Source organism: Paenibacillus sp. FSL R5-0490 (genome assembly GCF_001956215.1).
Classification (GTDB): Bacteria; Bacillota; Bacilli; order Bacillales; family Cytobacillaceae; genus Cytobacillus.
Genome location: NZ_MRTQ01000018.1, coordinates 1 through 23,644, shown reverse-complemented (window position 1 = coordinate 23,644; position 23,644 = coordinate 1). Strand labels below are relative to the sequence as shown.

The 23,644-nt window shown below is 40.2% G+C and carries 27 protein-coding genes and 1 riboswitch; of the genes, 4 read left to right on the top strand and 23 right to left on the bottom strand.

Annotated elements, in window-relative coordinates; translation table 11 throughout:
* Positions 1-5 precede the first annotated feature (5 nt).
* On the bottom strand, positions 6-410 hold the full coding sequence (locus BK139_RS15400; protein ID WP_076260416.1) for a hypothetical protein: 405 nt from the start codon (positions 408-410) through the stop codon (positions 6-8).
* A gap of 59 nt (positions 411-469) precedes the next feature.
* Positions 470-1,102, bottom strand: coding sequence for a CBS domain-containing protein (locus BK139_RS15395; protein ID WP_061792426.1), 633 nt, complete (start codon positions 1,100-1,102; stop codon positions 470-472).
* Between the two features lie 146 nt (positions 1,103-1,248).
* On the opposite strand from BK139_RS15395, the gene BK139_RS15390 reads away from it, so the two are divergent.
* The 3 genes from BK139_RS15390 (at position 1,249) to cotJC (ending at position 2,383) form a co-directional block, all read left to right on the top strand.
* Positions 1,249-1,476, top strand: coding sequence for a spore coat associated protein CotJA (locus BK139_RS15390; RefSeq protein WP_076260414.1), 228 nt, complete (start codon positions 1,249-1,251; stop codon positions 1,474-1,476).
* A complete protein-coding gene (locus tag BK139_RS15385; protein WP_048008141.1) occupies positions 1,476-1,736 on the top strand; it encodes a spore coat protein CotJB in 261 nt (86 codons plus the stop codon). Before BK139_RS15390 ends, BK139_RS15385 begins: the two co-directional genes overlap by 1 nt.
* 77 nt (positions 1,737-1,813) lie before the next feature.
* Entirely contained in the window at positions 1,814-2,383 is a 570-nt protein-coding gene (gene cotJC / locus BK139_RS15380; RefSeq protein ID WP_061792468.1) for a spore coat protein CotJC, read from the top strand.
* A gap of 38 nt (positions 2,384-2,421) precedes the next feature.
* Here the strand turns inward: cotJC and BK139_RS15375 are convergent, their stop codons facing one another.
* The 5 genes from BK139_RS15375 to BK139_RS15355 form a co-directional block, all read right to left on the bottom strand.
* Positions 2,422-2,880, bottom strand: a complete 459-nt coding sequence (locus tag BK139_RS15375) for a YpbF family protein (protein ID WP_076260412.1) — start codon at positions 2,878-2,880, stop codon at positions 2,422-2,424.
* Between the two features lie 88 nt (positions 2,881-2,968).
* Positions 2,969-3,703 (bottom strand): LysM peptidoglycan-binding domain-containing protein, encoded by a 735-nt coding sequence (locus BK139_RS15370; RefSeq protein ID WP_076260410.1) that lies wholly within the window; start codon positions 3,701-3,703, stop codon positions 2,969-2,971.
* 52 nt (positions 3,704-3,755) lie between these two features.
* A complete protein-coding gene (locus BK139_RS15365; protein ID WP_076260408.1) occupies positions 3,756-4,367 on the bottom strand; it encodes a CPBP family intramembrane glutamic endopeptidase in 612 nt (203 codons plus the stop codon).
* 6 nt (positions 4,368-4,373) lie between these two features.
* Complete coding sequence (locus BK139_RS15360; RefSeq protein ID WP_076260406.1) at positions 4,374-5,873, bottom strand: RecQ family ATP-dependent DNA helicase; 1,500 nt, start codon at positions 5,871-5,873, stop codon at positions 4,374-4,376.
* A complete protein-coding gene (locus BK139_RS15355; protein WP_286148979.1) occupies positions 5,870-6,706 on the bottom strand; it encodes a YpbB family protein in 837 nt (278 codons plus the stop codon). Before BK139_RS15355 ends, BK139_RS15360 begins: the two co-directional genes overlap by 4 nt.
* A 481-nt stretch (positions 6,707-7,187) precedes the next feature.
* Here BK139_RS15355 and BK139_RS15350 point away from each other — a divergent pair, with 481 nt between their 5' ends.
* The gene (locus BK139_RS15350; protein ID WP_026584182.1) at positions 7,188-7,436 is read left to right on the top strand and encodes a ferredoxin; all 249 of its coding nucleotides are present in this window, start codon (positions 7,188-7,190) and stop codon (positions 7,434-7,436) included.
* 125 nt (positions 7,437-7,561) lie between these two features.
* On the opposite strand, the gene BK139_RS15345 is transcribed toward BK139_RS15350, so the two are convergent.
* The 16 genes from BK139_RS15345 to BK139_RS15270 all read right to left on the bottom strand — a co-directional run bounded on the left by BK139_RS15345 (position 7,562) and on the right by BK139_RS15270 (position 23,408).
* Positions 7,562-8,146 carry an ECF transporter S component gene (locus tag BK139_RS15345; RefSeq protein WP_076260402.1) on the bottom strand — a complete coding sequence of 195 codons (585 nt, stop codon included), beginning with the start codon at positions 8,144-8,146 and terminating at the stop codon, positions 7,562-7,564.
* 162 nt (positions 8,147-8,308) lie between these two features.
* Positions 8,309-8,480, bottom strand: a riboswitch (FMN riboswitch).
* A 156-nt stretch (positions 8,481-8,636) separates the two neighbouring features.
* Positions 8,637-9,449, bottom strand: coding sequence for a histidinol-phosphatase (locus BK139_RS15340; RefSeq protein ID WP_076260400.1), 813 nt, complete (start codon positions 9,447-9,449; stop codon positions 8,637-8,639).
* Between the two features lie 68 nt (positions 9,450-9,517).
* Entirely contained in the window at positions 9,518-10,417 is a 900-nt protein-coding gene (locus tag BK139_RS15335) for a M23 family metallopeptidase (RefSeq protein WP_076260399.1), read from the bottom strand.
* A gap of 213 nt (positions 10,418-10,630) precedes the next feature.
* Entirely contained in the window at positions 10,631-11,893 is a 1,263-nt protein-coding gene (locus BK139_RS15330; RefSeq protein WP_076260397.1) for a hypothetical protein, read from the bottom strand.
* Positions 11,868-12,419, bottom strand: a complete 552-nt coding sequence (gene sigX / locus BK139_RS15325) for an RNA polymerase sigma factor SigX (RefSeq protein WP_048008130.1) — start codon at positions 12,417-12,419, stop codon at positions 11,868-11,870. Before sigX ends, BK139_RS15330 begins: the two co-directional genes overlap by 26 nt.
* A gap of 252 nt (positions 12,420-12,671) precedes the next feature.
* Positions 12,672-14,456 carry an ATP-binding protein gene (locus BK139_RS15320; RefSeq protein ID WP_076260395.1) on the bottom strand — a complete coding sequence of 595 codons (1,785 nt, stop codon included), beginning with the start codon at positions 14,454-14,456 and terminating at the stop codon, positions 12,672-12,674.
* The gene (locus tag BK139_RS15315) at positions 14,453-15,169 is read right to left on the bottom strand and encodes a response regulator transcription factor (protein ID WP_048008128.1); all 717 of its coding nucleotides are present in this window, start codon (positions 15,167-15,169) and stop codon (positions 14,453-14,455) included. Before BK139_RS15315 ends, BK139_RS15320 begins: the two co-directional genes overlap by 4 nt.
* Before the next feature lie 2 nt (positions 15,170-15,171).
* Positions 15,172-15,435, bottom strand: coding sequence for a hypothetical protein (locus BK139_RS15310; RefSeq protein ID WP_076260393.1), 264 nt, complete (start codon positions 15,433-15,435; stop codon positions 15,172-15,174).
* Positions 15,436-15,528: 93 nt separating this feature from the next.
* Positions 15,529-16,710 carry a c-type cytochrome biogenesis protein CcsB gene (ccsB, locus tag BK139_RS15305; protein ID WP_048008127.1) on the bottom strand — a complete coding sequence of 394 codons (1,182 nt, stop codon included), beginning with the start codon at positions 16,708-16,710 and terminating at the stop codon, positions 15,529-15,531.
* A gap of 12 nt (positions 16,711-16,722) precedes the next feature.
* Positions 16,723-18,354: a cytochrome c biogenesis protein ResB gene (gene resB / locus BK139_RS15300; protein WP_076260391.1), complete on the bottom strand. Its 1,632-nt coding sequence runs from the start codon at positions 18,352-18,354 to the stop codon at positions 16,723-16,725.
* Positions 18,355-18,373: 19 nt separating this feature from the next.
* Positions 18,374-18,898 carry a thiol-disulfide oxidoreductase ResA gene (resA, locus tag BK139_RS15295; protein ID WP_048008125.1) on the bottom strand — a complete coding sequence of 175 codons (525 nt, stop codon included), beginning with the start codon at positions 18,896-18,898 and terminating at the stop codon, positions 18,374-18,376.
* Between the two features lie 185 nt (positions 18,899-19,083).
* On the bottom strand, positions 19,084-19,809 hold the full coding sequence (rluB, locus tag BK139_RS15290) for a 23S rRNA pseudouridine(2605) synthase RluB (protein ID WP_076260389.1): 726 nt from the start codon (positions 19,807-19,809) through the stop codon (positions 19,084-19,086).
* A gap of 210 nt (positions 19,810-20,019) precedes the next feature.
* The gene (locus BK139_RS15285; RefSeq protein ID WP_048008123.1) at positions 20,020-20,556 is read right to left on the bottom strand and encodes a spore maturation protein; all 537 of its coding nucleotides are present in this window, start codon (positions 20,554-20,556) and stop codon (positions 20,020-20,022) included.
* 7 nt (positions 20,557-20,563) lie between these two features.
* A complete protein-coding gene (locus tag BK139_RS15280) occupies positions 20,564-21,151 on the bottom strand; it encodes a nucleoside recognition domain-containing protein (RefSeq protein WP_035330092.1) in 588 nt (195 codons plus the stop codon).
* On the bottom strand, positions 21,144-22,295 hold the full coding sequence (locus BK139_RS15275) for a D-alanyl-D-alanine carboxypeptidase family protein (protein ID WP_076260387.1): 1,152 nt from the start codon (positions 22,293-22,295) through the stop codon (positions 21,144-21,146). The genes BK139_RS15280 and BK139_RS15275 overlap by 8 nt, the downstream gene beginning before the upstream one ends.
* 222 nt (positions 22,296-22,517) lie before the next feature.
* Complete coding sequence (locus tag BK139_RS15270) at positions 22,518-23,408, bottom strand: superoxide dismutase (protein ID WP_076260385.1); 891 nt, start codon at positions 23,406-23,408, stop codon at positions 22,518-22,520.
* Positions 23,409-23,644 lie beyond the last annotated feature (236 nt).

Here is a 23,644-nt window from a genome sequence, read left to right as displayed (position 1 = left end):
TTTACTCAATCACCAGCAAAATTGATTTTCTTGAAATCTAAAGAAATAATACCATAGATTGCTGAAAAACAGAAAAGGGCAAACGCTTCCCATGGCGAAAGGACTGACAAAGTAAAAAAGCATACCATCAGCAATAAGATCACAACAGCCCCAAACAAAGCATTCCTTTCTTTCAATGACTTGATATTTTTAAAAACTCCGGCAGTCCATTCGATGATCATCCTAATGATTTCTGCGTTGGCTATAAAGGAGATAAGAAAAAAAGTCATTCCCAGGACAAAGCCTGCCGGCTCGAGCACAAAAATAACAATCATATCTGAAATGCCCATGGGAATAGACACCGGAAAAAATTTAATATATAAAATGCCGCCAATAAAGCCTGTCACCAGCTTCAGCAAAATAATAAACAATAAAAATCCCTCCCATACAGAGTGTATGAGAAGGATTTTTTTTGTTGACTATATATGCATTAATCTTCTGTAATATCCAGAACACGGAAACCGGATTTTTCAAGCCGGCTGATGAACTTATCCATATTATCATTTTTCTCCACTTTCATCACGATGCGGCGAACCAGCTTGTCTGTTTCATCAAAAGTAACAAGGGATATGATGTGTTCATGGAAATAATGGGCGATTTCGGCCAAACGGGCGATTCGCCCTTCCGCTTCCACAGAGGTAAACGCAATCCTGACACCGGGTTTATTCGTCCCGAAAGCAGATTGAAATTGAGCAAGAACATCAAAGCGGGTAACGATGCCAAGAAATTTACGATTTTCGCCCAAAACAGCAAGTAAAGGAAAATCCTTTAAATCCAGAAGTGTTTTTTCAAAGATTTCATTTCCCTGCAAATATTGCTCCTGATGTGTGGCAATATCTTTTACGAGTGTTCCTCCAAGAAACTCTTCCTTTGATTTTCCTGACAAAAAGAAGTTCTCATATATTCCATATCTGGTAATTATGCCGGCATATTGATCGCCATCCAACACAGGAAGTCCATCGATCTGGTTATCCTCAAGCAAATCCAGAGCATCTTTCAATGCTTCATCTTGTCTGATCGTTTTACAGTTATGTTTAGGAATCATAATACTTTTCACAAACATTGCCATCACCTCAAGAGTAATATTAATTAGACCTAACATATATTTCGCCATTTATTCAACTTTTCCCTCTTTTTATTGGAGTAAACGATCATAAAAACACTGTGTTTCTCATAAGTTTCAATGACGCATAAAAAGGAGGGATTATGATGAATACACTCCGTAAGACCTGGCACCCATATGTTAGCCCCTTTGACCCCTGCACTCCTATAAAGGTCAAAACTTATTCCACACCTCCAAACCTTTATATGGGTTTTCAGCCGCCAGGACTGGAACAATTTACACCCATGCAGGCCTTAAAAACAGGAACTCTGTGGAAGGCTTTCTATGATCCATGGTACAGTCCCTATGAAAAAGCCAGGGAGGGACAGCAATAATGAAACAATTACCCGCAGATTACTACCAGCTTCTTGAACAGCTTCAGGCTGTAGACTTTGTTCTTGTTGAGCTGACTTTATACCTTGATACTCACAATAATGATACAGAAGCCATTAAGCAATTCAACCATTATGCAAAAGAACGGAAAAAACTGAGAAATGCCATCGAAAGCAAATATGGTCCATTAATGCAATTTGGCCACAGTTATTCGGGACAGCCATGGAATTGGGATGATCCCCCGTGGCCATGGCAGGTATAATTTGATTTTCAGGCGCCTTCTTCATAGGAAGGCGCTCAAGGCTTACTAACGGACTTCCAAAGGAGGCTGAGAAAAAAATGTGGGTTTATGAAAAAAAACTGCAATATCCGGTGAAGGTAAGCACTTGCAATCCTAAACTGGCAAAGTATCTAATAGAGCAATATGGGGGTGCGGACGGTGAACTTGCGGCCGCACTAAGATATTTGAATCAGCGATATACTATTCCGGATAAAGTCATCGGACTTCTTACAGATATTGGAACAGAGGAGTTTGCACATTTGGAAATGATTGCTACAATGATTTACAAATTAACGAAGGATGCAACGCCTGATCAAATGAAGGCTGCAGGCCTGGATGCCCATTATGCTAACCATGATAATGCTCTGTTTTATCATAATGCTGCAGGTGTGCCTTGGACGGCTTCTTATATCCAGGCAAAAGGCGATCCAATAGCAGATTTATACGAAGATATCGCCGCAGAAGAGAAAGCAAGGGCAACCTATCAGTGGATTATAAATATGAGTGATGATCCGGATCTAAATGACGGACTCCGGTTTTTAAGAGAAAGAGAGATCATCCATTCCCAGCGCTTCAGAGAAGCCGTTGAGATTCTAAAGGAAGAACGGGATAAAAAGAAATTCTTCTAAATACTTAACAAAAAGAAGCAGGCAGGCTGCTTCTTTTTTCATTTGTTCTCATGATAAAGGTTTATATCATAATTTTTTTTCATCATTTCGAAAACGTTATGGCGATTTTTCCATTCATCTTCTTTTTTCCAGAGATCTTTGCTCTTATCAATTATTTCACACCTTAGTGCATGAAATTCTTTTTCTGCTTTATCTCTTTTTTCTCTCAAAAGATTCATAAACCCATAAACGCCAACCGTAAAAACTAGTAAATAGAAATTAGCAGACTGTTTGACAAAAGCCGAAAACATCGATGCAAACGAGTAAGAGTAAGGCTGCATAACACTTTTATAAAGGTAAAAAAAGAATAAAAAGGATATAAAAACGGTCGCCCACATGGCAATTAAATGCCAGGACTTGAATCGATCAAACTTTTGTTTTCTCTCCACAACTTTCTCAAGCATTTTTCTTGTTGCCTGGTCTGTACGTTCGTCAAGCATTCTAATCGGCGATTCCAAAAACGCTCCCTCCCTTTCATAATAAATGTATGAGCTTGTACATTATTCTATGACTGGGAGAGAAGACAGCATTTGGTCATAGACTCTTTTATTGCTCAAGAGGAATTTTTAATACCTGGCCCGTTTGTATTTCATTTGACGGCAAATTGTTGGCTTTCTTTATTATTTCAATTCCGGATTGGGATTTATAATAGGTCATGGCAATTCGAAAGATTGTTTCCTTTGGTTTAACCGTATGGTAGACAACTTTGACTTCCTTTTTTAATTCTTCCTGTGTCCCGGCAGTTTTCGACGGGTCTGTACTTTCAGAAGCTGTTTGCCTGGCCTGCTTTTCGGAAGCGGATTCAGAACCTTTATCTTCTTCATCAGGCTTTTGAGAAGTCTGTTTTTCCTGCTGGTCGCTGGCAGCTTCTTTTTCATGTGACTCTTTAGCTTTTTCAGGTTTCTCAGCTTCAGTTTTCTCAGTTTCCCGCTCTTCTCTTACTTCAATGGTTGTCCCTTCATCATCATCATTTGTGGCAAAAACGACCGTTTCAGAACCAATTTCTTCAGATTCTGCATTTAACCCGGTATTGGTGCTTTTATCACTGCTTACATATTGATAAATGCTGAAAATGGTAATCGGGAGAAGGATAAAAAATAAAGCCAGCAAACGAATAACAGGGTATTTAACTCTCCATTTATTTTTTTTTCTTTTTTCCTGATGTATACGGCTCCGCGGCGGCAAAGCGGATTTTTGCCCGCTGTCTCCCGTTTCCTGTTTTCTGTCAATCCTCTTGCGGAGTCTTTCAGCCTGATCTCTATATGGGTCTTCTTTATTCATGTTTCATCCCTTCCTGTAAATAAAATCATAAGAAGTTTATTTGACGCTGCTGTTAGCTATTGTTCATTGCCTTTTCCTCTTTTGATTTTTTCAGGTACCGTTTTCGAATCAGGATACCCAGAAGAAAATCAATCAGAAAATGCATAACAATCGTAACAAGCAAATTATTGGATATATGATAAATATAACCTATAAAAAAGCTTAATGTAATAATATTTACAAACAAAAACCAATTAAAAAGATATCGATAATGAACAAGTGCAAAAATAAGACTGGAGATTGCAAGTCCAAAATGGGTCTGAATGACACCTCTGAACAGAAGTTCTTCGCTTATTGCCACCACTGCTGCAATAAAAGCAATATGAAGAATATGGCGGTTTTGAAAGATTTTCTTATTTAACCCTCCATCATCATACATTTCCTCAGGGAGGAGCTTCATCAAAACAATATCAATCAGGACAACAGCCAATCCTGCCGCTGCCCCAATGACAAGAATATTAATATCATCAAGTACAAAAAGAGCCTGGAATTCCTCAAAGCTGTTAAATAATATAATACTAAGGATGAAAGCAATGGCTAAAATAAGCACCTGAGTAAGATAAAGATGGAATAATAGTTCCTTGTCAGTTAATTCCTTAATGACGTCCTCGTATTTTTTCTTCAACTCGGTTCACTCACTTGGAATCAGGAGATATTCTAAATGATTTTTCCAATCATAAAGCATACTATCCTGATTATCTGATTTTGTGTTTCTTATGAATTCATCAAATTGCAAACCGCATATATCACAGCAGTATTGGACCGGGGTATTTTTTTCCTCATCAAAAAAGGAAAGTATATTTTCTCTCCGGCAGTTTTTTGTGTGTATCCACCTATACACTTCCTCAATGCTATTTCTTTTCAATTTGATTCTGCCTTCGCAGTACGCATTCATTTCCTGCAGAATCCTTTTATACCCCAGTCCGGATTTGGCTTTCCGTTCAAAAAAGTCATTAAATATTCTCCACTGAATTTCTGTTAAACCGGAACGCTGTTTAATTTGTTCTTCATAAGCACTGACATTCGTGATCGCATTCGGGTTTTCTTCCATCCAGCTGCTGATCCAATCAATTTGAGACTTGTCAGGAAATTCATTTTCTGCAATTTGTATGGGAAGCTGCTCATCACCTGGTGTATAGAGCATAATAGCTATACTTTGTTTTCCATCCCTTCCTGCCCGTCCAATTTCCTGCAAATAAGATTCAATCTGAAGAGGCATATGAAAGTGTATCACATACCGGATATTATCTTTATTGATGCCCATGCCAAAGGCGCTTGTAGCGCAAATAAGATCGAGCTGCCCATGGATAAACTGCTGCTGCACAAGGATGCGGCTTTCCTGGTCTGTTCCCCCATGATAAGCCATCACTCTTTTAGCTCCATTTCCCCTAAGCATATCGGCTGTTTGTTCAGCCATTTTTTTGCTGGAAAAATATATTATGCCAGGACCCTCAAGGCTCTCAGCAAGCTCCACAAGCCTCTTTGTTTTCACACGGAAATTTTCTGCTTTTTCTACAGTTAGCGCTATATTAGGACGGTCAACCGAATAAATAAATTCGCTGCAGTCAAGAATGCCGAGTGACTTTTTTATATCTGCTTTAACCTCATGCGTAGCTGTGGCAGTTAAAGCAAGCGTAACCGGGTTCCCTATCTTTTGTCTCACTTCGCCAAGCTTTAAATAATCTGGCCTGAAATCATATCCCCATTGGGAGATACAATGAGCTTCATCAACAACAAATAAAGCGATGCGCAATTTTTTCAACTGAGATTGTATTGATTCATAATAGAGCATTTCGGGTGAAATAAAGATAAACTTATACTGATTCAGATTAGTTAATGCCTGTTTTTTTTCAGAACGGGATAGAAAAGAATTGAATGCTATCACCTTTTTTTCCCCATTCATCATAAGCTGTTCTGCCTGATCCTGCATCAGGGACAGCAAAGGAGAAATTATAATCACCTGGCCTTCAATCATATATCCCGGCAGCTGATAACAAAGGGATTTTCCTGTACCTGTAGGCAGCATGGCAACAGTATTCCTTCCTGCGAGCACAGATTCAATAATTTCCTTTTGTCCAGGTCTGAAGGCAGAGTATCCAAATTTTCTTTCCAAAAGTTCGTCCAATCTCATTGTCCCTCTCCAAGCTTTGCCATTACTAATCTGATTTCAAAATAATCGGATTCAGGCACTATTTGACGTATTTGCTTTAATTGCATTGAATCAGCACGATTAGCTGCATGAAGGATCAGCTTCTGTTTTTCCTCTGAGACATAACGTGTGATATTAAACCGGCTGTCGTTTAATGCTACTTCCACAACATGATCCTCAATAGTACTTTTTTTCAATCTTCTCATTTTAGCTATATCATCCAAATCCAGTCCCTGTTTTAACATTGTGTAAGTCTTTTGGGCAGACAATGTTAGCTGAACTTCATTTCCTGCATCGCTCAAGATCTTATTGATTAGCGGATATTCGGCAGAATTATCTCTTGCGCTTGCCAGTATATGATGAATAGCTCCAAGGAACTGATGGTGGTAATAATCCTGGCTGATTCCAAGCTGTTCAGAAGCCTGAACAGCTGTGAGGCCAATACGGTTATAGCCTGTCAGCCTCAATGTCAGCACAGCAGGATTAATATCATTCAGCTCTTCGAGGCACTGGCCAAGTTCCCTGTACAGCATAACCCCAACTTCATCGCGGGCAAATCCAGATGTTCTCAGAAAGTCTTTCAGCCATTCATGAATATCTCTTTTTCTTTGGATAGGAAGGTATTTTACATTGTTATTATTTAAGTGGGATATTACCTGAATTAAAAGCGTAATCCTCTCCCAAAACAATTCACTTGTACTAAGATACAGCCATCCGTTTAATGATGAAGGTATTGGACATTCTAAAAGAGATCTTTCGAGCTCTTTCTTCCCTTCTGCAGTTAAAATGTAATGCTTTTCATCAATGGCAGTCATCCACCTGCTGCTTAGGATTTCTTCTGCAAGATGATCCAGTACTCCCCTGCTTAAATTTCCAAATGTACGAAAAAAAGGGGTTAGTTGAAATAGATGAGCATCTTGGATGGTCTGGGAAGACTTTTTTCCATTGAGCAAATGTAAAATGGAATATATAGTTCTTTGTCCCTGCAACTCGTTAACACAGTACATTATTACAGATTTCAAATAAGGTCTTTGCATTATGTTCACCTTACGGCTTAAGATTTTTTATTTTTTCATTACCTTCTTTTTCTTACTTCTATTTTATCATGAAAAAAATCGGCAGGCCGTTTTAATTATTTCTAACAGGGTAAATTATGCCTAAACCCTTATGTGATAAGCATTCTCAATACATTTTCTATTGAAAAGTTGAACATACAGTTTTACAATAGGATGTGAGGAATGTGTTACCATCATCTTGATGGGAGATTAATTGTTTAATTCTTGGGAGGTTTTTTTCATGGCAAAGTATACAATTGTTGACAAAGAAACATGCATTGCATGTGGAGCTTGCGGCGCAGCTGCACCGGACATTTATGATTACGATGATGAAGGCATCGCATTTGTTACCCTTGATGATAACCAGGGTATTGTTGAGATTCCAGATGTATTGATTGACGATATGATGGATGCATTCGAAGGCTGCCCAACCGATTCAATCAAAGTTGCTGATGACGCTTTTGATGGCGATCCGCTTAAATACGAATAATCCCTCAGCCATACTCTAATCTTTGTTAAGCTACTGCTCCCTTTCAACTAGAAAGGGAGTTTTTTTAGGCTTTCAAATTGAAAAAGCAGCGGAACATTTGCCGCTGCTTTAAATTTATATATTCATTATGCTGCACTTTTTAATACAGCCTGCTTTTCTACCCAGGTTCTCATGCGTGTAAAAATGAGCATGAAAACAATTGAAATAATAAGTCCTTTTAAAATATTGAATGGCAAAATCCCGGTCACAATCATTGTTCTCATTTCAGGCGCTGACATTGCCGGGAAATTCAGGAAGAATGTATATGCCGGCAGAATGACAAGGTAATTAAGCACACTCATAATAACAGCCATCACCATGGTGCCGATTACGAGCCCAAACGTCATGCCCTTTTTGGTCTTCAGTTTGCTGTATACATAATAAGTAGGCAAGACGAACAAAATGCCTGCCACAAAGTTTGCAATGTGTCCGACAGGTACACCTGTTGCACTTCCTGTCATGAAGTAATCAAGAATATTTTTAATAAGCTCCACTAAAATTCCTGCCGCCGGACCAAAGATTAACGCTGCGATCAATGCAGGAATATCGCTGAAGTCAATCATCAAAAATTGCGGAAACGGCGGAATTGGAAAATTGAGCAGCATTAATACATAAGAGATGCTGCTTAGCATTCCGATGGCAACCATTGATTTGATATTAAGTTTTTTCAAGTTCCTCTCTCCTTTTTAGGACTATCTCTCCTATAGAAGAAAGGTTCGGCTAAGCAAATATCTTCGCAATAAATAACCCTCAAGCTAAAATAACTTGAGGGAGAGTTGCGAAGGCACGCTTAATAACGTTCAAAACCAGCATTTTTTGAACGTCTGCAGAACCTCCATCTTCTCCCATCCAGACTGTACTGTCGGCTTTGGAATCGCACCAAATCCTGCCCAATTAAATGCAAAGCGTTTTTCGACCAAAACGCTTCTCTCAGGCTCGCGGGCTTAGAGTTAAGATTAACCCATCACCGCCGGTCGGGAATTTCACCCTGCCCCGAAGATAGACCGTATTTATTTATACAGATTAATTATACTGAAAAAAAGTTATTCTGTGAAGGGATTTGTTTAGCTGTATGGATTTGTAACATATATATCCATGTCCATACCTATTAAGATTTTTATGGATAATGCAAAAAAGGGCGGCTCTGCCATCCCTTTTGCATTATCCAAGCGGATATTCCTTTCTTTCTCCTTTGGAAAAAGTCATGATGGACTCATAGCCCACTTCTTTTGCAAGAGCAATTGCCTTATCAAAATCGGCACCTACATGTTCAGGAAAGTGGGCATCAGATGAAAGTACAATCGGGATTTTTTTCTCATAGCATTTTTGCAGGAGCCGTTTGTCCGGGTATAGTTCACCTACTGGCTTTCGCAGACCGGCTGTGCTGATTTCTACACATGTCTTGGATTCTGCCAGTGCATTGGCTGCACGATCATACTGCTCCAGCAAAAATTCTTCGTCCTTTGGAACATATTTAAAGATTTTCACGAGGTCCAGATGGCCTACAATATCAAATAAATTGGATTGGGCCAGTGTGACCACTTGATCAAAATACTTCCGGTATACCTCATAAAGATCCCGTTTATCCCATTCTTTTCTAAATTCAGCTAAATCTATGCCGAAATCTCCAACCCAATGAATGGATCCAATTACATAATCAAATGAGTAACTGTTAATAAACTTTGCCATTTCATCATGCTTGCCCGGCGTGTAGTCCATTTCTATAGACATTTTCACATCTATGTTAGTACTCCACGCTTCTTGAAAAACATTCACATAGTCCTTCATATCATAAAAGCGTCTTTCGTTTACCCATGGATTTTGCAGAATATCTGCTGTCTGATAGAAATGATATGCATGTTCCGAAATCCCAAAAGATTCAATCCCTTTTTGAGCAGCAGCATCTGTGAATTTTTTTAAATAGTCCAGGCTTAACGTGCCGTTTTCAAGATGGTTATGATAGTCTGTAAGCATTACTCTAACTCCCCCAGTTTTTTACCTATTATACTTTAAGGGAGTAAAGCGGTGCAATCATTTCTATTCTATTTTTTGTGAATGATTAGAATTTGTCCAATTTTGATAACATCTGAATTTGCATTGTTTAACTCTTTAATAGCTTCTGCTGTTGTATCATGCATTTTCGCTATAGAAGTTAATGTATCACCTTGTTTAACAGTGTATTCACTAAAGTTGCCGGGTTTTATCAACAGTTTTTGACCTGTAAGAATGCGATCAGGATTAATATTATTTAAACTGGCAATATCACCGGGCTGCAGATTATAGTGTGCAGCGATGGTCCATACTGTTTCCCCGGTTTTAACTATATGGTAGGTTTCACCGGAATCATTTGTTATTTGCCCGGAATTAAAATTAGACGGCCGGGCTGAAACTTCACGTGCATTTTCAGTTCTTGCCGCAGCATTTACAGCTTGTCCAACTTCTCCCATGCCAAATGCCACAGAGGGATCAACTGCATTTATTTTATCAGGTGTCCATGCCTGCGCATGTATTTCAAAATGAAGATGGACTCCTGAAGAGTCACCCGTGCTTCCCATCAATCCGATTTTCTGTCCGAGTGAAACTATTTCACCTTGAGCAGATAATCGTTTATTCAGATGGGCGTATACTGTTTCGGTTTGATTGTTATGTTTAATAAATATCACATTTCCGTATGTTTGAGAGTAATACGACCTGGACACAATTCCAGCGTCAGCGGCATAAACCGGAGAACCGGAATCTCCGGCAATATCAATGCCCTTATGCTGACCACTTCTTGTACCATACGTGTCCGTAATTACACCATCTGCCGGCCAAACCCAATGCTCTGTCAACTCAGAAATTTTTGGCTCAGCAGCTTTAGAATGCTTCCCTCCCAGAAATAGCAGACTCACACAAAGAGCCATTATTCCTGCGATAAAGAAACGCCTTATGTAATCCTTCATTCTTTTCCTCCTATGATGTCAGCTGAAATATCCGCACGAGCGCATTCTTTCCGCACCCTCTTACACCCTATGACAGCTTGTACTCTTTTAGAACAATTAACAATAAAGCTCATAAAAGCACAGTGATTAGTATTCTTCCAGCAGCAAGGTTTTTATGCAGATATGGAGGAACTTTATCCTAAAATGGAAAAGACGGCCACACAGGGCCGTCTTCTAATTTGGCAAATCTCGTTTATTAGCTGCTACAGGTACCTTTAATTCCTCAGTAAGATCAAACTTGCCTATTTTATCAACATCTGCATTTTCTAATTTGACCGTGTCGAAATCAAAGTCTTTTGCCGTAAGAAGGATTGCTTCGATTGCATGAAGTGTTGGTGCATTATCGATTATTTCTGATTCATTATTAAAACGGATTATGAGTTTGCTATCCTTTATTTCTTCTATTTCAAAATCAACATCATCCGGTATGGATGCCTGTAAATTATTTTCAGTCCTATTTTGTTTCATAGCTTTCAGAGCATCTTTTACCGAATTGAGCTCTTCTCTTAACGGCACCAGGAATGGTGTTGAATCTGCACCATTAGGATATAAGAAATAATAAATTAAGTTACCATTGCTATTTTCCGGGATAAATTCGTCTCTATATCCATAATGGCCGAACTCAATGCCGACTTTCCCTTCCGTTCTGAGGTCAATCTTTTCTATATCCAGATTGTTCATTATATTCGCCAAAACCTTCTCTAAAAGTAACTCTGAGGAGGAGGAAAAACTATATGGGTGATCCGCCGGCACATCAACTGTCAGGATATTATTTTCCTGGTCGTGAGTTAAATTTGCTTTTAAAGGATAGTAATCATCTAAACCCCAAGCATCTTCAGTAAGTTTGCTCATCGTGTCTTCAAACAAAGCAAATTTCGTCCTGGCCGGGTCATCATCAACCAGAACGCTGACTGGTACAATATTTTGAGCCTCCTTATCCGGAATTGCATAGGTCAGGACTTCTTTTCCTGCCAAATCTTCTTCATATACGGCAGTAGGGCTTGCTACGGATGAAACAGACTTCATGCTTATATCATCGCTTGAGTCTTTTTCCGGGTCACCGGAAAGCTGCGCATGATCCTCTTGTGGATCTTCATCTTTAGCAAGAGGTTCCGGATCCAAGTCTTCGTCTTTGGCTTCCGATATACTGTAATTGTCATCTGTTATTTTTTCAGATGATTGTGTCTGATCTGATTTAATTTCGACTTGTTTATCAGCAGACTCCTGCCAATTCATAAGGTTCGGGGCAAGAATGAAAAGCAGGAGCAAGGCAGCAGCCGCTGCTGCAGCAGGCATGATCCATGTTCTTTTCTTTTGTTTGCCCATCTTGATTTGTATGGTTTGATAAATTTCTCTTGGGTCTCGACTATCTTTAATCTTTGGCATCTGGCTCAGCAATTCCTGAAGCTGCTCATCGCTCCATTTTGATTCCTTCATTATCCATTCCCTCCTTTGCCTTAAAATGTTCCATATGATTTTTCAACACCTTTAACGCACGGTGCTGCGTTGTCTTTACCTTACTTTCAGTCCAGCCAAGTGAATCAGCTGTTTCTGTAATGGTGAGTTCATGTATATATCTCATAATAATGACTAGCCTCTGGTCAATGGTGCATAAATCAAGACAGCGATAGATCATCTGGATTTCTTCCCGTTGAACAGCAATTTCATCAGGCAAGGGGTGTTCATCCTTTACCTGCTGAGTTGACCAGTCAAATTTCTCCATAATCTTTTGTTTCCAGCCCTTTTGCTTGCGAAAGGAATCAATGGCAACATTCCGCGCAATTGAAAAGAGCCAGGTTTTTTCGCTGCTTTTCCCTTCAAATCTTTCATATGACTTTAACACTCTTATATAGACTTCCTGGACTAAATCCTCAGCCAGTTCCTTGTTTTTGACCATATAAAAAAGAAATTGAAAAACGTCCTGATGGTATTTTTTATAAAGTTCATCAAAAACGGAGTCCATGAATTCCCCTCCCCGTTCAATAAAATAGTCGTTCTCTCTCTAAAAAAAGTTACAGTTTAACTATATTATTATTGTGCAGAAAAACGCAAGAGCCTGTTTGGGCGGGGGATTACTCCCTGCCTTCAGATACGAACGGCCAATGCCTTTTCATTATAATTCAAAAAGAAAGGGAAGGAAATTCTTGCATCTCCTTCCCCAGCCTATGATTAATTGTTTCCCGTGTATCAAGAACAATCGCCACAATTCCCGTCTTTATCCGTCATTTCGAGGGATAAATATTGAAAATGTCGTACCATGTCCGGTCTTACTTTGAACCGTAATATGACCTTTATGAGCTTCAATAATATTTTTTGCAATTGCGAGTCCAAGGCCAGTTCCGGAGCGGCCCCTTGTCCTTGCTTTGTCAGCTTTGTAAAAACGCTCAAATACAAAGGGCAGGTCTTCTTCGGGGATTCCCGAGCCAGAGTCTTTCACTTCGATAAGCAGTCCCCGTTCATCACTCCGTTCGATAACTTTAACCTCTCCGTTATGGGGGGTATGCCGGATGGCATTATCAATCAGATTGGTCATAACCTGTTCTATTCTGTCCGGATCCAATTGAATAGATAAATTTTCGCTTTGCAAATCATGTTCCAGGTTAATTTCCTTCTCTTTTGCGAGTCCCTGGAATTTTCTGGTGATTCTTTGCAGAAAGGAGTTTACATCAGTTTCTTCCATTGTCAGCTGAATATGCCCAGCTTCCATTCTGGCAAGATCAAGCAATTCGTTCACAAGCCGGCCCATTCTCAGGGATTCATCATAAATGACACTTGCCATCTCTTTTTTCTCTTCATCCGTTCCCGCAATATCATCGACGATCGCTTCACTATATCCTTGCATCATAGAAATTGGCGTCCTTAATTCATGAGAAACATTAGCTATAAAATCGTTGCGGAGCTTATCAAGCTTACGCTCCTCTGTCATATCCCTGATAACTGCAACCGCTCCCCTAATATATTTTTTATTATAAAGAGGGCTAACGATTATCACCCATGAACGGCCCTGTATTGGGATTTCACCAATCTGTTCCTTCTCCGTATTAACAGCAAGCTGGAAGAGCTCCATTACTTTGGAAGGAACTTCCTCCGTATTATTCTCGATGTCATCCAGCTCATAAAACCAGCTTTGCAGAAAACGCTCTGCAGGAGGATTCGTAATCAGTATCGTTCCATCCCGGTTGAAGGTGATTACCCCATCAGCCATCCCGCTTAAAATGCTTGCCAGCTGTTCTTTTTCCTGGCTTAAGGCATTCATATTAAATTTCAGCTGTCTGCCCATTTGATTAAAAGCCATGGCTAATTCGCCAACCTCATCATTAGTCAGAATCGGAACTTTCGTATCAAATTTACCTCTTGCTACCTCAAAGGCAGCTTCTTTCATTTTTCTCAGTGGAGCATTGATTCTTGTCGATAAGAAAAAAGCAAAGATGGTTGTTAAAATGATGGCAACTCCCGCAGCCAGCAAAATAAACTTTGTGGTTGAACGCAATGTTTCGTGCATTACCTCAATGGACTGATAAATAAAAACGGCTCCATTGCTGCCGTCACCTTCAAGCGGGACTCCAATGATAAGAATTTTGCTGTCGTCATCTGCGGATACGTCTGTATACTCCGGATTAACGGATGTTACTTTTTTTACAGTCTTGTCTTTCGCAAGAACTTCTTTCAAATCATCTTCCTCGGTGAGGTAGGAAATGGGCAGTTTTAATGAATCTGTATGGTTTGGAGAATAGTAGTACTCTTTCGGCGAGTTAATAATAACTACTTTTGTAACATCATCGACAAGCTCCCAGGAAATTTCCAAACCGACATCACGATTATGTTCTTTTAAAATTCTGGTTATTTTATGGGCAGTATTCGATAATCCTTTTTCTGTTTCATTTATATGGTAATTCTCAAAGAATTCCAGCAGCATGACTGTTAAAATAAGCAGTACAAAGGAAACTAATAAAAGAATTGTGCCCCAAAGCTTTCCGGCAACACTCCTAAAGAGCATCATTCATTAATAACCTCAAACTTGTAGCCCACTCCCCAAACGGTGACAATCATTCTGGCAGCCTGCTCAGAAACTTTATTCAGTTTTTCACGCAAACGCTTCACATGAGTATCAACTGTTCGCAAATCTCCGAAAAATTCATAATGCCATACTTCTTTAAGCAGATGCTCCCTGTCAAAAACCTTATCCGGCGCCTTTGCCAGGAAATAAAGCAGTTCATATTCCTTTGGCGTCAAACTGACTTCTTTTCCATCAGCCAATACTTTGTGAGCATCATTATCGATCGTTAGATGAGGAAATACGATTACATCTTTTGCTGTTGTTTCTGTCTGCAGGTAAGTAGTTTTAGAAGATCTGCGCAATAAAGCCTTCACACGCAGGACAACTTCCCTGGGACTGAAAGGCTTTACGATATAATCATCAGTGCCGACTTCAAATCCCTGTACGCGATTAACTTCTTCCCCTTTAGCTGTAAGCATGATCACAGGGGTAGCTTTTTTTTCTCTCAGTTCTCTGCAGACTTCTATTCCGTCTTTGCCGGGCATCATTAAATCCAATAGGATGACATCATAATCATTTGCCAGGGCTTTTGACAAAGCCTGGTTACCATTCTCTGCTTCATCAATTGAAAAATTTTCACGCTCAAGGTACATCTTCAATAAACGGCGGATTCTTTCTTCATCATCCACTAGTAATATTTTCACTTGGTTTTCCATTTTCAAGTCCCCCTAACGTTCAATAAAAAATCTTTAATTAAAGCCTTCACTATTGTGAAGTGAAGGCTTGTATGATTATTATCAGGAATATTATCTTTGAATTTTGGGAACGGTCTAGCTCCAGCGCCTACCCCCTCGAGGTCACAAGCTTGTCTTGTTTCGGCTCCTAGGGACTCGGGATCATAAGCCGTTTCCTTCCAGAAGGAAATACGCCTTCTTACAGGAACCGGCTTATGCCTGTCGTCCCTGGACAGTCGCCTCCACATTTCGGGCAATCCTCCCAAAAAGGCAAAGAACGCCTTTCCGTAAGGATCGTCTTGTGCTGGTCGGGGGTGAGCAAGGCGCCTCCGCTTTTCTTGTTATGATCCAGCGTAGGAGTGCAATCCGGCAATGACCAGGTTTACCGCCACCAGATTAAACATGATAATGATAAATCCGATTACAGCAAGCCATGCAGACTTTTCGCCATGCCAGCCCTTTGAAAGGCGAAGGTGCAGGTAGGCAGCATAAAATAGGAAGGTAATGAGAGCCCATACTTCCTTTGGATCCCATCCCCAGAAACGAGTCCATGCAATTTGTGCCCATATCATGGCAAAAATCAAAGCTCCTAGTGTAAAGACCGGAAATCCTATTAATACTGAGCGGTAAGCGATTTCGTCAACCAAATCAAGATTAATATTTTTGGCAAGCGGCTGAAGTGCAGCTCCAACCCTTTTGCGTAGAACCAATCTTAGAGCAAGATATAGAATGACACCTGAAGCCAAAGACCATATAACGGTATTTAATTTTTTAGCATTAATAATTGCAGGCATTTCCGCAAGCGGTTCAAATTTACCTTCTGTAATCAGCTGACCCTCGTGAGGACCTGTTAAAGCAGGCATATGATATTCGAGAACGTCTTCCTGACCGTTCTTATCAATCCAGTTAAATTCCGCCTTGTAGCCTGAAGCTGAGAAGCTTGAGCTTATAATAATAAATCCAAGTGTACAAACCAGGCCAAACATAACGGCTTCCAGCCAGAATCTCTGTTTGCTTTGCTTAGTTTGATCCACTGACTTTACCAGATAAATTAATCCGGCAGCGAAGCTTACAGCCAAAATAGCCTGCCCAACTGCAGCTGTTGTAACATGAATATGAAGCCAATCACTTTGCAGGGCGGGGATCAGCGGTGAAACCTCCCGCGGAAACATACTTGCATAAGCAATCATCAGTACCGCAACCGGGAGCGTAAAGACTCCTAAAATAGGTGTTTTATAAATTAAGTAAATCACTATAAAAGCACCAACAAGCGACATTCCAAAGAATGTTGTAAATTCGAAAAGGTTGCTGACAGGCGCATGCCCGGCTGCAATCCACCTTGTAATAAAGTAGCCAAGCTGTGCAGCAAACCCGATAATCGAGATCCATAATCCAATTGCTGCCCATCTGTTTGGCCCTTGTTTCGTTCTATTCTTATCCTTTATAGAGCCGGCAAAAAAGACAGTAGCAATTAAATAGAGGATAAAAGCTGTGTATAGTAAATTGCTGCTTATTGTAACCACTCAGATTCCTCCTTAGCCTTTCTTTTCACTTTGATTTTGCAGCTGATCTTCCGGCATCTTAATTCCGGTTCCATCCAATGCTGCTTCAATTTCCCTTTTAAGTCCATGCCAGTTTTTGTTAGTGTGTCCTGCTACCCACACTTCTCCATTAACGCGGCGCAGCCAAACTCTCCGATGGTTCCAATAAGATCCCTGTGCAACACCTATCATGAAAATAACACCGCCCAATGCGATAATCCATAATGTTAAATCTTTTCGGACGGTCAAGGCCGATACATTTTTGGTATCTACGCCTTTAAAGGCCATCTTGTATTCATTATCGCCGAATGGTTCAATAGTCTGTCTGATCGCAACAAAACTTATTTCGCCATCAGGCTTATCCGGAGTAAACATTTTAAAAACAAAGGCAGGATTATTAGGAATTCTGGACTTTGTAACAGGTTCTCCATTTTCATCAAATTCAAAATCGGGAAAATAGCTGACAACTTCTGCTTTATAGCCATTTCCAAGATCATATTCATCCTGTGGATGATTCAGGTCGACTGTTAAGTCCCCGTATTCCTCACCCGTTTTTTTATTTGTAAGGGCAAATGACATTTTGTTAAGTTCATTAAGTTTATAATCTACTTGGTATAATGCAAAGTTCTCAAACTTAAGAGGTTTATTTACCTTAATTTCATAGTCCTTAACTTTCTTGAGATCAGCCTCTTCACCTGCAACAGTATCGCCCTGTTTTTTATAAAGAGTGACATTGGACTGATAATTTTTAGCTACCATTCCTGCTTTGTCAATCGCTTCCCCAAACACTTCGTTATCTTTCTCTTTATCATACATTTCAAGGATGAAGCCGTCATTTTTAAGGTAGTATTCACCATTGGTTTCCGGAATGACCTTTGTTTCGCCTTCCCGGATCCAAAGAATTTTGTCAACATACATGCCCGGTACAAAACGGAGCATTCCGCCAATTAAAAATATGATAAGTCCCACATGGTTAACGTATGGGCCCCATCTTGAGAAACGTCCTTTTTCAGCAAGGATGTTTCCATTCTCTTCCCGGATGCTGTATTTCTTGGATTTTAATTTTTCTTTTGCCATTGTGAAGGCCTTATCAGTATCTTCTGGCTGTGACGCACCAAAAACCCTCTGGCGCTGCAGATAGCTTTCATGACGGCTTACCTTCTGCTTTTTTAAAGCTCTATACAATGGAACAACCCTATCCAGACTGCAGATTACAAGAGATATACCAATTGAGGCAATCAAAATCAAATACCACCATGAGCTGTATAGATTATGAAATCCAAGGTCGTAGTATAATTTACCAATCCATCCATATTGGTCTTCGTAATATTCTTCAGCAGGCATGATTGGCGGAATATACATTTCCTGAGGCAGTATTGTTCCAACGGCTGATGCTATCAGCGTTATTACGATCAGCCAGACTCCAACCTTAACAGATGAGAAGAAATTCCATATCTTATCAATTATCGTTTTATTATAGGTTTGCGAGCGGCGTGCACTGCCTTCATACCGCATATCGAGAAGTTTTTTGTCTTTTTCTTTTTCTTCCAATACCTTCCCGCACGACTCACATAGTATCGTACCTATGGGATTAACATGGCCGCAGTCGCATTTTACTTCTTTCATATATAAAACTCCCCGTAACTTATGGTTTAATCTGTTCCATATAGTTCTTGATCGTTTCTTCCGTCATCTCACCTGTAATATACTTGACAACCTTTCCATCTTTATCAATGAGAAAAGTGGCAGGAAGAGGATTAATTCCGTAAGCAGATTGGACTTGGCCATCCTTATCAATTACAATCGGGAAGGCCAGATCGTAACGCTCAGAAAATTTATTTACTGCTAAATCTGTCTCGCCGACATTAACAGCCAAAACCTGAACACCCTCATCTTTAAATTGCTCATATTGATTGTTCATATATGGCATTTCCTTCTCACAGGGTTTGCACCATGTACCCCAGAAATTCAGGAAAACACCCTGGCCTTCATAATCGGATAACCTGTGTTTATTGCCATCCATATCTGTCAGTACAAAATCAGGTGCCTTTTCCCCAACAGCAACCTTTTGAATTTTATCTTTCGTAAAATTTGCGTATAGCGTATATGCTACGGCAGCACCAAGGACAAGCAATATGACTGTTCTCATTACCAGACGCTGCTTTTTCATAAAAAACTTCCCCTCCTAAGGCATCGTAATCAGGCCAAAAGACCGTACCTTAACAAATTTATATGTAACATATGGAAAAGATTTTTGCCTCATAGCTGTTTACTATTATAGCATTTTTCATCATACCTATATTGTTTACAAATTAGCGTAACTGTGACACTTCTATGAATTTTTCTGAAGGCTGACTATTTCTTCTTCATCGCGAGTGTCCGGAGCTGCTTAACTTCATGGGCAGTAAGTTCTCTTGCATCCCCCGCTGATAATCCCTGCAGAGTGAGGAACCCATATCTCTCCCTCTTCAGTTTCAGAACAGGATGACCAATGGCTTCAAACATCCTCCTAACCTGGCGGTTGCGTCCTTCATGAATGCTGATTTCCACAATAGCTGTCTGTTTTTTCTTATCCATTGATAACAGCTTGGTTTTGGCAGGTGCTGTTTTTCCATCTTCAAGCACGATCCCTCTTTGAAGGCTCTTCATTTTTTCTTTTGAAGGGATGCCTTTCAACTTGGCAACATAGACTTTTTCAATTTCATTGCTTGGGTGCATTAAAAGATTTGCAAACTCCCCGTCATTGGTAAGAATGAGGATTCCGGATGTATCGTAATCCAGTCTTCCAACAGGGTATATTCTTTGTTTGATTCCCTCAAAGAAATCCGTGACGACTTTTCTGCCCTTGTCATCTGAAACGGCTGAAATGACGCCTCTTGGTTTATAGAGAAGAAAATAAACAGGCTCCTCTCTCTCCAACGGTATTCCATCCACTTCAATGCGGTCAGAAGGAGAGACCTTAACCCCCAGTTCCTTTACTGTTTTTCCGTTAACCCTTACACGGCCTTCACCCATTAGCTCTTCAGCTTTTCTTCGCGAAGCAACCCCCGCATGGGCAATAACTTTCTGCAATCTTTCCATTTATGTCACCTCAAAGTTTTATTAACAATACTTCATACTTTTTCACTCCTAATGAATTATGACATAATTCGTCAAGTTTTCAAAGCAAACCATTGCCAAAACAGCTTAGGTAAGTAATAAACTGTAATTACTGAATGTTGAGATTTGAAAGTAAAATAAAAAAGATACCCACATTCAGGTATCTTTTGTTCCGGATAATTTCATTAATGGCTACATACTGCCAAAAACAAGTGTCACGATCACAATGGATGCTATAATGCCTGCCAAATCGGCCAGCAGCCCGACTTTAAGGGCATCACCCATTTTTTTGATTCCCACTGCTCCAAAGTAGACCGTCAGGACATAAAAAGTTGTATCTGTGCTGCCCTGCAGTACTGAGGCAAGCCTGCCTATAAAGGAGTCGGGACCATGGACAGCAATTAAGTCACTGGTCATTCCCAGTGCTGCAGTTCCTGAGATCGGACGAATGATAGCCAGGGGTACGATATCAGGAGGCACTCCAATTGCCTCCAGTCCGGGCCTGATCAGATTCATAAAATACTCCAGGGCGCCGGAAGCCCTGAAAACTGAGATGGCTACAAGCATCCCGACAAGAAAAGGAATAATGGATACAGCAATTTTTATACCTTCTTTTCCGCCTTCAGTAAAGCTTTCATAGGTAGGAACCTTCTTAAATGTTCCATATATTAATATAAAGCCTATTAAAATAGGAATTAACCAAAGGGAAACAGCTGAAACAATCTCCATCCTAACCTCATCCTTTTCGCGTTCTTCGGTAATAGAAATATCGGTCAATCATTATTGCGGCCAATGTAGAGCAGAATGTAGCCACTAAGGTAGGACCTACGATATCGGTGGGCGAGGCAGAATTATAATTCATCCGTATGGCAATCACGGTTGTAGGAATTAAGGTCAGACTTGAAGTGTTGATGGCCAAAAAGGTTATCATAGAACGGCTCGCTTCATTCTTTCCCCCATTCAATCTTTTCAGTTCTTCCATTGCTTTTATGCCGAGAGGGGTTGCTGCGTTTCCCAAACCGAACATATTGGCCATCATGTTCGATAGCATATATCCCATTGCCGGATGATCACCGGGCACTTCTGGAAAAAGCTTCTTCACAATTGGCCTGAATAAGGATGCAAGCTTATTCAGCAGGCCGGCGTCCTCAGCAATTTTCATCATTCCAAGCCAAAAAACAAGAATGCTAATAAGACCAATGCATAACGTGACCGCTTCTTTTGCACCATTGAAAATGGCTTCGTTCACTTCATTTATAGTGCCGTTTATCATAGCAAAAACTAAGCCTATAGCTGTAAGCATCACCCAAATGATATTAACCATTTGTCTTCACTCCTGCAATTGAGGTGAAAAGACCCTTAAAGTAGTCTATTAGCGACTTATCCTCTTTTACCTCATCATGCTTATAATAGATTGGGAGTTTTTTAATTTTCTGGTCTTCAAAATACACGGTTGCCTGCCCGACCACGTCAGGTGTTGTCCTGCCGTCGTCCCATTCTGATTCATGCTTTAGCAGCTTTATATCAATTTTAAAGTTGTTTTTCTCTTCTTTTGTAACTGGATAATTGTATGAATGCTTTATATAAACCCTCCCTTTATAAAATTCATCATCAATATCCGATATAATTCCCTCAGGCAGGACTTCCACAGAATCATAGGTTCTAAAAGCTGTCTCATACATATTAATATGGTCATTCCAGTCATCCGGCCCATTTAGAGTGACTGCAATCAAATTAAGACTGCCTTTCGATGCTGTTGTTACAAGAGTTCTCTTCGCCCTTTTTGTATATCCTGTTTTCCCCCCTGTGCAATACTCATATAATTCAGTCAGGAGTCTATTTTTATTTTTCCACACCCTGTCCCAGCTTTCATTCGGGTTTGGTGCACGGTGCACCTTTGTTCCTGCAATCTTTTGGTAGGTCTCATTATTCATTGCATACCTGGTCAGCAGAGCCATATCATAAGCAGTCGAATAATGGTCTTCATGATCATCCAGACCATGGGGGTTTGCAAAATGGGTATTCTTCATGCCGATTTCTTCAGCTTTCTTATTCATTAAAAATCCAAATCCTTCAAGGCTTCCGCCAACATGTTCTGCGATTGCGACTGCAGAGTCATTGCCTGAACGAAGCATTAGCCCGAAAACCAGATCCTCAAGCTTTATTTTTTCTCCTGCCTTTAGATATATCGATGACCCTTCCGCTCTGACAGCACGATCACTTATTTTAACCAAATCGTCCATTTTTCCGGATTCTATCGCCAGAATTGCTGTCATGATTTTTGTAATGCTTGCTATTCTCCTTATTTCATTTGCTTCTTTCTGGTAAAGGATACGGCCGGAATCCTGTTCCATTAATATTGCGCTCCGGGCACTTACTGAAACTGAAGCCTCTGTCTTCTGAGGAAAATTCATCATCATCAACGCGGTGACCAAAGCTATGGCCATCAGCCTGCTAAACATTTTCATTGCACAAAACCCCGTCTCCTTTGTGGATGTCAGATTGAGCGAAATACATGATCTCCCCAAAAGGAGGAGCCGCATGTTTTCATTTATTTGTACAAGTTTATGCAGGACAAGTAGTGATATGACTATTATGTTTGACTTGTATTGTGGATTTGAAAATGGCTTGTACATCAAAAAACAGGGGAATACGTTTTGTACTCCCCTGCTGCTTATTTCTGCTCCTGTTTAGAAAGGCTTCCATTTTAATTCAGATGCTTTTAAATACCTGTTTTCTACATCCTTCCAGTTGACAACATTCCACCAATTTTTAATATAATCACCACGGTTATTTTTATATTGCAGATAATAAGCATGTTCCCATACATCCAAAGCCAGCAGAGGGATTGTATCCCACTGAGTTAAAAGCATATGCCTTTCCGATTGAAGTATTTCGAGCCTGCGCGCTCTTGGAGACCACACCAGGATTGCCCAGCCCACTCCTTCTACCTGCTTGGCTGCTTCAGTGAAGTGGCTTTTGAATTTCTCAAAGCTCCCAAAGTATTTGTTCATTTCCTTCAGGAGTGCACCTGAAGGCTTCCCACCGCCTTCAGGACTCATATTATTCCAGAAAATCGTATGCAAATAATGACCGGAACCATGAAAGGCCAGCTCGCGGGACCAGTGTTTTACGAGGCTGTAATCATTATTATTTCTCGCATTTTGAAGCATTAACTCTGCTTTGTTCAAGCCATCTACATATGATTGATGATGCTTATCATGATGCAGCCTCATTATTTCCCCTGAGATATGCGGTTCAAGTGCACTGTAATCGTAAGGGAGCGGAGGTAAAATATGCTTTCCCGCAGAAATGTACGATTCATTCATATAGATATTTCCAAGCTGCTGTCTATTGGAAAAGTAATTCTCCATTTCCGAATGAAGAGAGTCCACTTGTTTCTGCAGCTTTTCCAAAGCTTCTATATCCAGTGGGCCGTTTATTCCATCCATAATTTCGGTAAAATGATCCAGCCTCTGCCACAATTCATTGTTTTGTTCAACATCCTCCGAATCTAAAAAATCTCTTAGCTCTTTGTTCCATTTCGTAACGTCCTTAATGTAATCTTCCATTTTACTCATACAATCCCTCACTCGCTTCCATAAATAGCTCACTTTCTATTTGTATGAGTGAAAGTTTGTACGTTTTCCAATGAAAAAGGAAATCTTCCTGTAACATGCGATAAAGTGAAACTTCAATCAGTGGGGGTTTTCCTTATCCCCCACTGATTTAGTCGCGTTCTAGTGTCGCTAAGATCTCCGCTAGCGCTTCGATCAATCGACACTACGAACCCGATTGGTTCAACTAAGCCTCTGCC

What these genes read in the sequence shown, in the direction of transcription:
- BK139_RS15370 (WP_076260410.1), bottom strand. Translation starts at nt 3,703, where the DNA reads ATGAATAAAGAAGACCCATATAGAGATCAGGCTGAAAGACTCCGCAAG.
- BK139_RS15275 (WP_076260387.1), bottom strand. Translation starts at nt 22,295, where the DNA reads ATGAAAATGTTTAGCAGGCTGATGGCCATAGCTTTGGTCACCGCGTTG.
- BK139_RS15280 (WP_035330092.1), bottom strand. Translation starts at nt 21,151, where the DNA reads ATGGTTAATATCATTTGGGTGATGCTTACAGCTATAGGCTTAGTTTTT.
- resA (WP_048008125.1), bottom strand. Translation starts at nt 18,898, where the DNA reads ATGAAAAAGCAGCGTCTGGTAATGAGAACAGTCATATTGCTTGTCCTT.
- BK139_RS15315 (WP_048008128.1), bottom strand. Translation starts at nt 15,169, where the DNA reads ATGGAAAACCAAGTGAAAATATTACTAGTGGATGATGAAGAAAGAATC.
- BK139_RS15385 (WP_048008141.1), top strand. Translation starts at nt 1,476, where the DNA reads ATGAAACAATTACCCGCAGATTACTACCAGCTTCTTGAACAGCTTCAG.
- cotJC (WP_061792468.1), top strand. Translation starts at nt 1,814, where the DNA reads ATGTGGGTTTATGAAAAAAAACTGCAATATCCGGTGAAGGTAAGCACT.
- BK139_RS15335 (WP_076260399.1), bottom strand. Translation starts at nt 10,417, where the DNA reads ATGAAGGATTACATAAGGCGTTTCTTTATCGCAGGAATAATGGCTCTT.
- BK139_RS15320 (WP_076260395.1), bottom strand. Translation starts at nt 14,456, where the DNA reads ATGATGCTCTTTAGGAGTGTTGCCGGAAAGCTTTGGGGCACAATTCTT.
- BK139_RS15310 (WP_076260393.1), bottom strand. Translation starts at nt 15,435, where the DNA reads ATGTGGAGGCGACTGTCCAGGGACGACAGGCATAAGCCGGTTCCTGTA.
- rluB (WP_076260389.1), bottom strand. Translation starts at nt 19,809, where the DNA reads ATGGAAAGATTGCAGAAAGTTATTGCCCATGCGGGGGTTGCTTCGCGA.
- BK139_RS15395 (WP_061792426.1), bottom strand. Translation starts at nt 1,102, where the DNA reads ATGTTTGTGAAAAGTATTATGATTCCTAAACATAACTGTAAAACGATC.
- resB (WP_076260391.1), bottom strand. Translation starts at nt 18,354, where the DNA reads ATGAAAGAAGTAAAATGCGACTGCGGCCATGTTAATCCCATAGGTACG.
- BK139_RS15330 (WP_076260397.1), bottom strand. Translation starts at nt 11,893, where the DNA reads ATGAAGGAATCAAAATGGAGCGATGAGCAGCTTCAGGAATTGCTGAGC.
- BK139_RS15350 (WP_026584182.1), top strand. Translation starts at nt 7,188, where the DNA reads ATGGCAAAGTATACAATTGTTGACAAAGAAACATGCATTGCATGTGGA.
- sigX (WP_048008130.1), bottom strand. Translation starts at nt 12,419, where the DNA reads ATGGACTCCGTTTTTGATGAACTTTATAAAAAATACCATCAGGACGTT.
- BK139_RS15360 (WP_076260406.1), bottom strand. Translation starts at nt 5,873, where the DNA reads ATGAGATTGGACGAACTTTTGGAAAGAAAATTTGGATACTCTGCCTTC.
- BK139_RS15355 (WP_286148979.1), bottom strand. Translation starts at nt 6,706, where the DNA reads ATGACTGCCATTGATGAAAAGCATTACATTTTAACTGCAGAAGGGAAG.
- BK139_RS15285 (WP_048008123.1), bottom strand. Translation starts at nt 20,556, where the DNA reads ATGGAGATTGTTTCAGCTGTTTCCCTTTGGTTAATTCCTATTTTAATA.
- BK139_RS15270 (WP_076260385.1), bottom strand. Translation starts at nt 23,408, where the DNA reads ATGAGTAAAATGGAAGATTACATTAAGGACGTTACGAAATGGAACAAA.
- BK139_RS15390 (WP_076260414.1), top strand. Translation starts at nt 1,249, where the DNA reads ATGAATACACTCCGTAAGACCTGGCACCCATATGTTAGCCCCTTTGAC.
- BK139_RS15340 (WP_076260400.1), bottom strand. Translation starts at nt 9,449, where the DNA reads ATGCTTACAGACTATCATAACCATCTTGAAAACGGCACGTTAAGCCTG.